13 protein-coding genes are annotated in these 11893 nt (G+C 53.6%); all 13 read left to right on the top strand.

The genetic code is table 11. The features are described from left to right. Positions 1-7 precede the first annotated feature (7 nt). The 13 genes from hslO (at position 8) to lysS (ending at position 11643) form a co-directional block, all read left to right on the top strand. Positions 8-883, top strand: a complete 876-nt coding sequence (gene hslO, locus HMPREF1207_RS28135) for an Hsp33 family molecular chaperone HslO (protein ID WP_009671895.1) — start codon at positions 8-10, stop codon at positions 881-883. Between the two features lie 18 nt (positions 884-901). Next, a complete protein-coding gene (locus HMPREF1207_RS28130; RefSeq protein WP_009671856.1) occupies positions 902-1852 on the top strand; it encodes a peptidylprolyl isomerase in 951 nt (316 codons plus the stop codon). Positions 1853-1964: 112 nt separating this feature from the next. After that, positions 1965-2903, top strand: a complete 939-nt coding sequence (gene cysK / locus HMPREF1207_RS28125; RefSeq protein WP_009671906.1) for a cysteine synthase A — start codon at positions 1965-1967, stop codon at positions 2901-2903. A 294-nt stretch (positions 2904-3197) separates the two neighbouring features. Next, positions 3198-4796: an anthranilate synthase component I family protein gene (locus HMPREF1207_RS28120; RefSeq protein ID WP_009671880.1), complete on the top strand. Its 1599-nt coding sequence runs from the start codon at positions 3198-3200 to the stop codon at positions 4794-4796. 23 nt (positions 4797-4819) lie between these two features. Next, positions 4820-5407 (top strand): aminodeoxychorismate/anthranilate synthase component II, encoded by a 588-nt coding sequence (gene pabA / locus HMPREF1207_RS28115; protein WP_009671910.1) that lies wholly within the window; start codon positions 4820-4822, stop codon positions 5405-5407. Beyond that, complete coding sequence (gene pabC / locus HMPREF1207_RS28110; RefSeq protein ID WP_009671889.1) at positions 5408-6286, top strand: aminodeoxychorismate lyase; 879 nt, start codon at positions 5408-5410, stop codon at positions 6284-6286. A gap of 21 nt (positions 6287-6307) precedes the next feature. Then, entirely contained in the window at positions 6308-7138 is an 831-nt protein-coding gene (gene folP, locus HMPREF1207_RS28105; RefSeq protein WP_009671866.1) for a dihydropteroate synthase, read from the top strand. A gap of 89 nt (positions 7139-7227) precedes the next feature. Next, on the top strand, positions 7228-7596 hold the full coding sequence (gene folB, locus HMPREF1207_RS28100; protein ID WP_009671857.1) for a dihydroneopterin aldolase: 369 nt from the start codon (positions 7228-7230) through the stop codon (positions 7594-7596). Further along, complete coding sequence (folK, locus tag HMPREF1207_RS28095; RefSeq protein ID WP_009671860.1) at positions 7593-8129, top strand: 2-amino-4-hydroxy-6-hydroxymethyldihydropteridine diphosphokinase; 537 nt, start codon at positions 7593-7595, stop codon at positions 8127-8129. The genes folB and folK overlap by 4 nt, the downstream gene beginning before the upstream one ends. Next, positions 8081-8293 (top strand): helix-turn-helix domain-containing protein, encoded by a 213-nt coding sequence (locus HMPREF1207_RS28090; RefSeq protein WP_009671865.1) that lies wholly within the window; start codon positions 8081-8083, stop codon positions 8291-8293. The genes folK and HMPREF1207_RS28090 overlap by 49 nt, the downstream gene beginning before the upstream one ends. Positions 8294-8304: 11 nt before the next feature. Continuing rightward, complete coding sequence (dusB, locus tag HMPREF1207_RS28085) at positions 8305-9315, top strand: tRNA dihydrouridine synthase DusB (RefSeq protein WP_009671892.1); 1011 nt, start codon at positions 8305-8307, stop codon at positions 9313-9315. Positions 9316-9462: 147 nt separating this feature from the next. Continuing rightward, a complete protein-coding gene (gene greA, locus HMPREF1207_RS28080) occupies positions 9463-9939 on the top strand; it encodes a transcription elongation factor GreA (protein ID WP_009671888.1) in 477 nt (158 codons plus the stop codon). Between the two features lie 204 nt (positions 9940-10143). Then, positions 10144-11643 carry a lysine--tRNA ligase gene (gene lysS, locus HMPREF1207_RS28075; RefSeq protein WP_009671879.1) on the top strand — a complete coding sequence of 500 codons (1500 nt, stop codon included), beginning with the start codon at positions 10144-10146 and terminating at the stop codon, positions 11641-11643. Positions 11644-11893 lie beyond the last annotated feature (250 nt).

Genomic DNA, 11893 nt, shown 5'->3' with positions numbered 1-11893 from the left:
TAACGTGATGAGTGATTATTTGATCCGCGGAACTGCGCTGGAAGGAAGAGTCCGGGCGTTTGCCGTCCTGACGACCTCCATTACGGAAGAACTCCGCCAACGGCACCATACAACGCCGACAGCCACGGCCGCCCTGGGAAGAACGGCCGCAGCCGGTCTTATGATGGGCGCTATGCTGAAGGGCGAAGAAAAGCTGACCCTGCAGGTTAAGGGCGGCGGACCTATCGGTTCTATCGTCGTTGACGCCAATTCCAAGGGCGAGGTACGCGGATATGTAGACGATCCGAATGTAGATCTGCCATTGAACGCCAAGGGCAAACTGGATGTGGCGGGCGCGGTCGGAACGGACGGATTTTTATATGTAACGAAAGATCTCGGGCTTAAAGAAAATTACCGCGGCAGCATTCCGATCGTCTCCGGTGAACTGGCCGAAGATTTTACCTACTATTTCGCCAAGTCCGAACAGACGCCTTCGGCTGTTGCCCTTGGTGTACTTGTGGACGTCGACCGGACGGTCAAAGTTTCCGGAGGGTTCATTATTCAGCTTCTGCCGGGGCTGACGGACGATGAAATCACTGAAATCGAAAAGACGCTGGCACAGATCCCGCCGATCACTACCCTGCTGGATCGCGGCGCATCGCTTGAAGAAGTGCTGAAAGAAGTGCTGCCGTCCGTAGAAATTATGGAACGGTCTGCCGTATCTTTTCAATGCAAATGTTCCCGGGAAAGAGTGGAGCAAACCATCATCAGCTTAGGCCGTGATGAGCTTCAATCTTTAATCGATGAAGACGGACGGGCGGAAGTCGTCTGCCATTTCTGCAATGAAGCATACCAATTTGAACGCGAAGAGCTGCAAACTATGTTGGATTCCATCAACAAGTAACAAATCGAGGGAGAGAGCATGCACAATGTAAAAGTGTTGTGGGGAGCTATCCTCGCTTTGTCGATAGGAGTCATTGTCCTCTTGTCGCTACAATTGTCGGAAACGGGACTAGGGAAGAAGTCGGCGGCAGGCGGACGTTCCGGGGATATTCCTGCCGACGGTCACATTGTGGCCCGGATCACGGGCCGTGAATTTACACAAGGCGAATTGACGGAGAAGTTGACCAAACACTACGGTGCCGAAATGCTCAATCAAATGCTGGACCGCGAGACCCTCCGGCTGGAAGCCCAGGAGCAGGGAGTGGACATCAACGAAGCGGAAATCAGCCGTGAGCTGAAGCGGATGCAGCAGGGCTACGAAAACGAACAAAACTTTTACGACTCGATGAAAGAACAGCTCGGAATGAGCAAAGAGGACGTCAGAGAAGACGTGCTCTATAAACTTTTGCTCGAAAAGCTTGCGACGCATGATGTCGAGATAGCAGACGACCGGATTACCAAGTACATACAGGGGCATCCTGAAGAATTCAAGCAGGCCGCTCAAATTCACCTTCACAAAATGGTCGTGTCCGCTCTGGATCAAGCTAAGAAGGCGACGGCCGCCTACCAGGGCGGGGAGAGTTTCGCGACTTTGGCCAGGGACCGTTCTTTGGACGATTCCGGGAGCCAGGGAGGAGATCTGGGCTGGATGGAGGAGGACGATCCGTTCCAGCCGGCGGAGATCATGAAGGCGGCCCGTAAATTAGGGGTCGGCCAATTGAGCGCGCCAATCAAGACCGCGGGAGGATATGCCCTTATTTTAATCACGGAGAAAAAAATGAATACCGGTCCCGACGAAGCGGCTATCCGGGAGAGTGTGCGGAAACAGCTCGCCCTGCAGGAAGCGCCTCCTCTTAACGAGTATTTGCTGTCCCTCCGCCAAAAGTGGAAAGCGACCATTGCCGACCCGGGATTAAACCCGAATTCTTAGAGAATTGTAAGGTGTTGACAAGGGTCTTAGGCACTGATAATATAGGATTATAATACCAACCTAATAACTCGGATATAAATCCTTTTTTTTCAAACCTGGGAGGGTGACACGAATGGCTAAATTGGTGGAAAGCATTACACAGTTAATCGGGAATACTCCGCTTGTAAAATTAAATCGGGTCGTTCCGGAAGATAGCGCGGAAATTTACGTAAAGCTTGAGTTCCAGAACCCGGGAGCAAGTGTAAAAGACCGGATTGCCATCAGCATGATCGAAACCGCTGAACAGGAAGGCAAGCTGAAGCCGGGCGACACGATCGTAGAACCGACGAGCGGCAACACGGGAATCGGTCTGGCCATGGTAGCGGCAGCGAAAGGATACCGTGCCATTCTGGTTATGCCGGAAACGATGAGCATGGAGCGCCGCAATCTGCTCCGCGCTTACGGTGCCGAGCTTGTTCTGACACCGGGAGCCGAAGGCATGAAGGGCGCTATCCGCAAAGCGGAAGAGCTTCAAGCGGAGAACCCTGGCTATTTTATTCCTCAGCAGTTTAAAAACCAGGCTAACGTCAAAATCCACCGTGAAACGACAGGTCCGGAAATTGTCGAAGCCATCAAAGGCCACGACGGCAAGCTGGATGCTTTTATCGCCGGTATCGGAACAGGCGGAACGATCACCGGTACGGGCGAAGTGCTTCGCGAGAACTTCCCTGGCATCAAAATCGTAGCGGTAGAGCCAAGCGCTTCGCCGGTTCTGTCGGGAGGCAAGCCGGGCCCGCATAAGATCCAGGGGATCGGCGCCGGCTTTGTACCGGACATTTTGAACACGGAAATCTACGATCAGATCATCCCGGTCGACAACGAGGACGCTTTCGAAACTTCGCGCCGCGTTGCCCGTCAAGAAGGGATTCTGGGGGGGATTTCTTCCGGTGCGGCGATCTTCGCTGCCCTTAAAATCGCCAAAGAACTCGGACCCGGCAAGCGTGTTATTGCCGTCATTCCAAGCAACGGCGAGCGTTACTTGAGCACTCCGCTTTACCAATTCGACGAATAGAACCGGATAATATCGGATACGTTTCAAAAGTCTTCAGCAGATCTTGCTGGAGGCTTTTTATTTTGGGCCAATTCAAGTATACTAAGGGACAAATCCGGCGCGAACCGAACCGTCGGGTCCGTTTTTACACGATGCTTTAAACCTGTAAGCGAAATGTTTTGGGTCTTCGAACAGGTAGATCGTGGCGTGTAGCACACGGAATTTGCCGAAAAACGCAATCTGTACCGTTTCGATTGAACGCTAAACTATCTTACCTTACCGCATGAGTATAGAGCAGAATGAGGAGCTGGCTGCATGTCTGCGACAACAATAACGTTAACCACCTTGGCTGACTGGACGGAATGGGCGCAAGCAGGCGCCTACACCTCCGTTCCTTATATAACAAGCATCCCGTGGACGGAAGAAATCAGCACCTGGGAGCATGCATGGAGAACGGCGGGCACACACGCATTCGTACTGGAGAGCGGCAGAGGAGGCCGGTATACCTTCCTCGGGCTGCATCCGGTTGCGGCCATATGCGGCAGTGCCGCATCGGCTGAAGCCGCGGAACGGGACGGAGCCGTCCCGAACGGCTGGCGCTCCGTTCCTATGCAAGGCGCCCCGCTGGATACCGTCAAGCGGTGGATGGCTCCCTGGCGCTCCCCGGATGTAGCGGGGGCCCCAAAATTCACAGGCGGCTGCGTAGGATTCTGGAGCTACGATGTCGTGCGGAGCATGGAGAAGCTTCCGGAGCTGGCGGAAGACGACCTTCCGCTGCCGGAATACAGCTTCGCTCGCTACGACGAGGTCTGGGTCTTCGACCGCGAGGAAGGCCGGCTTTACGCGGCCGTGCATACCCCGCTGCCGGCGGAGCCTTCCGCCTCCGACCTCTCCCGGCTCTACCAGGCCGCCGTTCGGCGTTCGGAGAGCATGCTCCGGCTCTGGCGCGGGCTGGCCGGGTACGCCGAGGCCGGCGCAAAGCGGCTCCAGCGTGAAGCGGAGTGGCAGGCGCTTGTGAGCGCCGGCGAAGACACCACGCTGGAGGCGGAAGCGGCGGAAGGCGCCAGCCGGGCCTTTCCGCGGGAATCTTTCATCCGCGCCGTCGAGCGGATTCAGGCTTACATCGGGCAGGGGGATGTTTTCCAGGTGAATTTGTCGGTCCGCCAAAGCAGACCGCTCCAAACATCGCCCGAGCAGATCTACGAAGCGCTGCGCATTGTGAACCCGTCGCCCTATATGGGGCTGATGAGGTTCCCCGGCTTCGCGCTTGTGTCGGGTTCGCCCGAGCTGCTGGTCCAGCTCGAGGGCAGGCACCTGCGCACCCGGCCCATCGCGGGCACGCGCCCCAGAGGCCGCACACCGGAAGAGGACGCCCGGCTTGCGGACGAGCTTCTCTCCAACGAGAAGGAACGTGCGGAGCACGTGATGCTCGTGGATCTGGAGCGCAACGACCTTGGACGGATCGCCCGGTACGGCTCCGTCAAGGTCGATGAGTTTTTCGTGATCGAGCGCTACTCTCACGTGATGCACCTCGTCTCGGAGGTAACCGGCGAGCTGCGGGAAGGCCTGGACGCGTTCGATGTCATCGCGGCCGCATTCCCGGGAGGAACGATAACCGGGGCGCCGAAAATCCGGACGATGGAGATCATTGAAGAATTGGAGCCGGTCCGGCGCGGCCCGTATACAGGATCGATGGGATGGATTGACTACAACGGCAATATGGAATTTAATATACTTATACGAACGCTCGTAGCGGCCGGAGGCAGCGGTTATATTCAGGCGGGTGCGGGAATAGTGATTGATTCCGTGCCGGACCGTGAATACGAAGAGGCCCTGAACAAAGCGAGAGCGTTATGGAAAGCGATCCAGTTTAGCGAGCACAGCATGAGCCGAGCAGGGACAGAAGTCCTGTAGAAGAGTAGAGGAGGAAGACAAGCATGATTCTTGTCATTGATAATTACGATTCGTTTACGTACAATCTGGTTCAATATCTGGGTGAATTAGGGCAGGAGATCGTCGTGAAACGCAACGATGCCATAGATCTGTCCGGCATTGAGGAGCTATCGCCGGATCACATTCTAATTTCGCCGGGACCCTGTACCCCGAACGAAGCGGGCATCAGTCTTGGCGTGATTCGCCATTTCAAAGGCCGCATCCCGATTCTGGGCGTTTGTCTCGGCCATCAGGCTATCGGTCAGGCTTTCGGCGGTGACGTGGTCCGGGCCGGCAAACTGATGCACGGTAAAACATCTCCGATTCACCATGACGGCAAAACGATTTTCGAAGGGATTCCTTCTCCCTACACGGCAACGCGCTATCACTCCCTGATCGTCCGCAAAGAAACGCTGCCGGATTGTCTGGAAATTAGCGCCACCTCGGATGAAGGAGAGATTATGGGGCTCCGTCACAAAGAGTACCCGATCGAGGGCGTGCAGTTTCATCCGGAGTCCATCATTACGGACCACGGCCTGACTTTGCTCCGCAATTTCCTGGGGAGTACCGTACCGGCGGGATCCGGAGCTTAAATGAAGATTTGGATGAACGGAAATCTGGTAGAAGAAAAAGAAGCGGTCGTTTCCGTTTACGACCACGGATTTTTATATGGCATGGGGCTGTTCGAGACGTTTCGCACGTACAACGGACACCCTTTTTTACTTCGGGAGCATATGGAGCGAATCCGCGAGGGCTGTGCGGAACTGGGCATTCCGTTTCAAACGGACGAGACAGGGATGAGGGCCAGAGTGGAGGAGCTTCTTCAGGCTAACGGACTGGAGGACGCCTACTTCCGGTATGCCGTTTCGGCCGGAGTGGACATGCTCGGTTTGCCGGGCGGCGCTTTTTATGAGAATCCCAGCGAGATTATTTACGTCAAAAGCCTTCCGCAGCGGAATGCGGATCAGCCTGCCTCACGTCCCCTTCAACTGCTGAATCTGCGGAGAAATACGCCGGAAAGCGGACGCAGGCACAAGTCATTCCATTACATGAACAATATCCTTGCCAAAAGAGAAATGATGAACTATCCGTGGGCGCATGGGGCGGAAGGACTTTTTCTTACGGATAACGGCGGATATGTAGCGGAAGGCATCGTCAGCAATATTTTCTGGATCAAAGGAGCCGTGTGTTTCACTCCTTCTTTGACAACGGGCATTCTTCCCGGCATTACGCGCGCTTTTGTCCTTAAGCTTGCAGAAGAGGAGGGCTTGGAAATAAGCGAGGGTTTATTTCCCTGGAGCGAGCTGTGTGAGGCGGACGAGATTTTTGTGACGAATTCCGTTCAGGAAATTGTCTCTATAAATGAACTGTTTGATGAACGAGGCGGCTCGATAACCGTCTCGCGGGGAACGGCCGGACCTGTTACGAGCCGCCTGGCTCAGTTGTATCGGGAATGCACGAGATTACTCTAGCCTTAGGAAGTGACTTTTGGAATGATTCGAACGTTGGCAGCAGGAGAGACAAACTTTGAACTCGGACGCCGGACTCTCATTATGGGAATTCTGAACGTCACGCCGGATTCCTTCTCCGACGGAGGCTCCTACACTACTGTGGAGCATGCGATACAACACGCGCTGAGCATGGTGGAAGAAGGCGCCGATATGATCGACATCGGCGGAGAGTCGACCCGCCCGGGACACGCGCCTGTTTCGCTCCAGGAGGAGTTGGAACGAGTCGTACCTGTTATCCGGGAACTGGTCCGGCATGTTCAGGTTCCGATTTCGGTGGATACTTACAAAGCGGAGGTCGCGAGGCAGGCGATTGAAGCGGGCGCCCATATCATCAACGATGTATGGGGATTCAAAGCGGACCCGGACATGGCTGGCGTGGCGGCTCAAGCCGGCTGTCCGATTATTCTCATGCATAACCGCCCGGAGGCCGTGTATACGGATTTTCTGCCGGAAGTTCTGGAGGATCTCCAGGAAAGCATTGATCTCGCTTTGGGTGGGGGAGTGAAGAAGACGAATATCATCCTCGACCCCGGTATCGGATTCGCCAAAAGCTACGAGCAGAATTTATGGCTGATGAACCGGCTGGAGGCTATTGTGGAACTGGGGTATCCCGTCCTGCTTGGCACTTCCCGCAAAAGCATGATCCGCACGACGCTCGGGCTGCCGCCCGATGACGTCATTGAAGGGACGGCGGCTACTACGGCGCTCGGAATTGCGCAGGGCTGCGATATCATCCGTGTACACGATGTGCAGGCAATGAAGCGGGTAGCCGTCATGACGGACGCGATCGTTCGCGGACCCGGGAGTATGTAGAGCCTGAATCTGACCGGTTAGTCTTCTGGATTACGGACCGGCAGTTTTTCGCCTATTCTGATTTTGAGGCTTGAGGAGGAAGACATGTAATGGACAAACTTATACTGACACGTATGGAGTTTTACGGGTATCATGGCGTTTTTGCCGAAGAGAATAAATTGGGACAGCGTTTTTATGTGGATGTCGAGCTGCACATGCCGCTGGACAAACCCGGCCGTACCGATAACATAGAAGATTCCATCAACTATGCGGAGGCTTATGCCGTTATTAAAGAGGTCGTAGAGAAAAGAACCTTTAAATTGATCGAAGCTCTGGCGGAGCAGGTTGCATCCTCCCTTCTTGAAACTTATACTAGTATCGAAGAAGTGACGGTGCGGGTAATCAAACCACATCCGCCTTTCGATATTCATTTTGCAGGCGTGACCGTTGAGATAAGCCGGAAGCGGGCGCAATCATGAGCCCTGCCGACATCACGACCGCGTATATCGCGCTTGGTTCCAACATCGGAGACCGGGAGCGGTATCTAGCCGAAGCGCTTAAGAAGCTGGACGAATATCCGCACGTTCAAGTGCTGGCCTGTTCGGCCATTTATGAGACGGATCCGGTCGGGTATGTGGACCAGGATGCCTTTTTAAACATGGCCGCAGCCGTTCATACGAGCCTTTCTCCGGAAGAGCTGCTTGCAGTCATGCAGAACATCGAGCAAGTGCTGGGCAGAGTCCGAGACATTCGCTTCGGTCCCCGAACGATTGACTTGGATTTGCTGCTTTACGGGGAGCGGGAGATCCGCACGCCGGATTTGATTGTCCCGCATCCCCGTATGCAGGAGCGAGCGTTTGTGTTAGTCCCCTTGGCAGATCTTTTTTCACATATACCGAACACATCGTTTGCATCCATAGAGAAACAGTTGGCTAAACTGGATGGAAAGGAAGGCGTTATGTTGTGGAAAAAAATGCAGTGGCCCAGCGAATTCGGGCATTCCGCAAGCTGAAAGGATACACCCAGAACCAACTCGCCGAACTGCTCGGCGTTTCAATAGCCGTTCTCGGTTCCATCGAACGGGGAACACGTAAACCGGACACCCGGATGATTCAGAAAATATCCAATGCCCTGGGCATTGAACCGGAGGAGCTTCTTCCGCCCTCCGGCAAATAGGAGGAGAACACATGTTAAAAATAGGCGACGTCGTCGCCCCGAATAACGTTGTACTGGCACCGATGGCCGGCGTATGCAACCCCGCTTTCCGTCTGATCGCCAGAGAATTCGGATGCGGCCTGGTCTGCGCTGAGATGGTCAGCGACAAAGCGATTGTGCACGGCAACTCCCGTACGATGGAGATGCTTTACGTGGACGAACGCGAGAAGCCCCTCAGCCTGCAAATTTTCGGCGGCGATACGGAAACGCTCGTGCAAGCCGCTAAATATGTCGACGCCAATACGAATGCCGATATTATCGATATCAACATGGGCTGCCCCGTACCCAAAATCACGAAATGCGATGCGGGGGCACGTTGGCTGCTCGACCCTTCGAGAATCGAAGAAATGGTTCGGACGGTAGTGGGCTCCGTGAACAAACCCGTTACGGTCAAAATGCGGATCGGCTGGGACTCCGAGCATATTTACGCGATCGAGAACGCCAAGGCGGTCGAGCGCGGCGGCGGTTCCGCCGTCAGTGTGCATGGCCGTACGCGTGAACAGCTCTATACCGGCAAAGCGGACTGGAACATCATCCGCGACGTCAAGCAGTCCGTCTCCATTCCGGTTATCGGGAACGGGGATGTCGTAACACCCGAAGATGCCAAGCGGATGATCGATGAAACCGGTGTAGACGGCGTCATGATCGGCCGCGGCGCGCTGGGCAACCCCTGGATGCTGTATCGCACTGTACAGTATCTGACCAAAGGCGAGCTGCCTCCTGAGCCGGAAGCCGAAGAGAAAATGCGAATCGCGACCCTTCATATGGACCGTCTGATCAAGCTCAAAGGCGAAAACGTGGCCATCAAGGAAATGCGCAAGCATATGGCGTGGTATCTCAAAGGCATGAAAGGCGCCGCCCGTCTGAAGGACGCCATCATGGAACAGACGACCCGCGACGGCATGGTCCGCATCCTGGACGAATATGCGAGTTCTTTCGACAATATGTCCGATAATCAGGAAGAACAGCCTGCTTTGCACTAAGTAAAGGGGGCGCTGGGTTACATTGACAATTGCAATTGGTTGCCCTATAATCAGGCAATAAGTTGCATCTTTACGTTAAGTTTTTTGAATAAATGAGTGAATTCGTATAGCATTTCCTTGAATTTACACGACGGGAGATAGGTTTGTATGAGTGAAAAAGAAGTGCTCCTTACCCAGGAAGGCCTCAAGAAACTTGAGGAAGAACTCGAACATTTGAAATCGGTTAAACGCCGCGAGGTGGCCGAACGGATTAAAGTAGCCATCGGCTACGGGGATATCAGCGAGAACTCCGAGTACGAGGATGCGAAGAACGAGCAGGCTTTTATTGAAGGCCGCGTCATTACCTTGGAGAAAATGCTCCGCAACGCCCGTATCGTCAATCTGGACGAAGTTGACATCAATACAGTCAACGTGGGTTCTATCGTGACGCTCAAAGATCTCGAATTCGGTGATCTTGTCGAGTATACGATTGTCGGCACAGCCGAATCCGATCCTTTTCTGAATAAAATTTCCAACGAAAGTCCTGTCGGCAAAGCGATCCTTGGCAAGCAGAAGGGCGCTAAAGTCGATGTGACGGTTCCTGCCGGCGTTATCCAATACGAAATCATGGACATCAAAAAATAAAACCGCTCTCTCGGATCGCCATCCGAAGCGGCGATTGCAGGAAAAGCTTCCTTTGGAAGCTTTTTTCGCGTAAAATAGACCGTATAATTACGGGCAGCCCGCATAATAAGCGCTGTTTTTCTCCTCCTGGGAGCATCATCGGGAGCGGGAAGGGCATGCTAAAGGCTTCGCAATCCGGAGCTATAACATATAGGAGTTGAAAGCATGAGTCAGGAACTCGAGTTAAACGAATTGTTACAAATTCGCCGTGACAAACTGGACGAGCTGCGCGGTCTGGGCGTAGATCCGTTCGGCGACAAATATGTACGGACGCACACGGCCAAACAAATTTTGGATGCCTATGAAGAAACGCCTAAAGAAGAACTGGAGCAGCAGACCGTTGAAGTCAGCATTGCCGGACGTATCATGCAGAAGCGTGCTATGGGGAAAGCAAGCTTCGCCCATCTTCAGGACATCACGGGCAAAATTCAAATATACGTTCGTCAGGATGCGCTTGGCGACACGAAGTACAACGCCTTTGATCTGCTGGATATCGGCGATATGGTGGGTGTGAAAGGTACCGTTTTCAAAACGAAGACCGGTGAAACCTCCATCAAGGTAAAAGAACTGGAAGTGCTGACTAAATCGCTGCTTCCTCTGCCCGAGAAATATCACGGCCTCAAGGATGTCGAAACCCGTTACCGCCAGCGTTACGTCGATCTGATCATGAACCAGGAAGTGAAGGAGACCTTTATTCTGCGTTCAAGAATCATTCAATCCATGCGCCGTTATCTGGATGGCCTCGGCTATCTGGAAGTGGAGACCCCGACTCTGCACGCTATTGCCGGAGGCGCGGCCGCACGTCCTTTTATAACGCATCACAATGCGCTTGATATGCAGCTTTACATGCGTATCGCTATTGAGCTGCACCTGAAACGCCTGATTGTAGGCGGCTTGGAGAAAGTGTACGAAATCGGGCGCGTTTACCGTAACGAAGGTATTTCCACCCGTCATAACCCCGAATTCACCATGATTGAGCTGTATGAGGCTTACGCGGACTACAAAGATATTATGGCGCTGACGGAGAATATGGTCGCCCATATCGCGCAGGAAGTATTGGGAACGACTACGGTTCAGTATCAAGGACATGAAGTAAACCTTGCGCCTTCTTGGAAACGGATCTCGATGGTAGATGCGATTAAAGAAGTGGTTGGCGTTGACTTCAGCGTACACATGAGCAATGAAGAAGCACAGCGTCTGGCAAAAGAACACAAGGTTCCGGTCGAGCCTCATATGACTTTCGGCCACATCGTGAACCAATTCTTCGAAACGTTTGTGGAAGAAACGCTTATTCAGCCCACGTTTATCTACGGGCATCCGCTTGAAATTTCGCCGCTTGCGAAGAAGAATCCGGAAGACCCGCGTTTCACGGACCGCTTCGAGCTCTTTATCGTAGCGCGTGAACACGCTAATGCCTTCACAGAGCTGAACGATCCGATCGACCAGCGTCAGCGTTTCGAAGCGCAGCTGCTTGAGCGTGAACACGGCAACGACGAGGCCCATGAAATGGACGATGACTTCATTCGCGCGCTTGAATACGGCATGCCGCCGACAGGCGGACTTGGTATCGGGATTGACCGTCTGGTTATGCTGCTTACCAACGCTCCGTCTATCCGTGATGTGCTGTTGTTCCCTCATATGCGCGAGCAGCGTCAGGGAGAATAGATTTGTAGGTAAAAAGGCGCCGATGTGGCGCCTTTTTAATTTTTTTGGGCTTGTCCAAAATTTGGGCTTGCATTCTGTTTCTCAGCGTGGTATCTTATTTAAGTCGCCGCTGAAACACGGTGCCAACAACGAGGCTGACAAGCCGAGATTGTCCTTTGAAAACTGAACAACGAGTGATTGAAGCGTCTCAAGTAATTGAGACATTAAATGAGAAGAAATTCTCGTCAGCAACGAATTTTTGAGCTTAATC

Origin of the sequence: Paenibacillus sp. HGH0039, from assembly GCF_000411255.1 — a bacterium.
Taxonomy (GTDB): Bacteria; Bacillota; Bacilli; order Paenibacillales; family NBRC-103111; genus Paenibacillus_F.
The sequence above is the reverse complement of the archived record's forward strand: the minus strand, read 5'-3'. Positions and strand labels throughout refer to the sequence as shown.

Coding starts and splice junctions, on each gene's coding strand:
- hslO (WP_009671895.1), top strand. CDS start 8: ATGAGTGATTATTTGATCCGCGGAACTGCGCTGGAAGGAAGAGTCCGG.
- HMPREF1207_RS28130 (WP_009671856.1), top strand. CDS start 902: ATGCACAATGTAAAAGTGTTGTGGGGAGCTATCCTCGCTTTGTCGATA.
- cysK (WP_009671906.1), top strand. CDS start 1,965: ATGGCTAAATTGGTGGAAAGCATTACACAGTTAATCGGGAATACTCCG.
- HMPREF1207_RS28120 (WP_009671880.1), top strand. CDS start 3,198: ATGTCTGCGACAACAATAACGTTAACCACCTTGGCTGACTGGACGGAA.
- pabA (WP_009671910.1), top strand. CDS start 4,820: ATGATTCTTGTCATTGATAATTACGATTCGTTTACGTACAATCTGGTT.
- pabC (WP_009671889.1), top strand. CDS start 5,408: ATGAAGATTTGGATGAACGGAAATCTGGTAGAAGAAAAAGAAGCGGTC.
- folP (WP_009671866.1), top strand. CDS start 6,308: ATGATTCGAACGTTGGCAGCAGGAGAGACAAACTTTGAACTCGGACGC.
- folB (WP_009671857.1), top strand. CDS start 7,228: ATGGACAAACTTATACTGACACGTATGGAGTTTTACGGGTATCATGGC.
- folK (WP_009671860.1), top strand. CDS start 7,593: ATGAGCCCTGCCGACATCACGACCGCGTATATCGCGCTTGGTTCCAAC.
- dusB (WP_009671892.1), top strand. CDS start 8,305: ATGTTAAAAATAGGCGACGTCGTCGCCCCGAATAACGTTGTACTGGCA.
- greA (WP_009671888.1), top strand. CDS start 9,463: ATGAGTGAAAAAGAAGTGCTCCTTACCCAGGAAGGCCTCAAGAAACTT.
- lysS (WP_009671879.1), top strand. CDS start 10,144: ATGAGTCAGGAACTCGAGTTAAACGAATTGTTACAAATTCGCCGTGAC.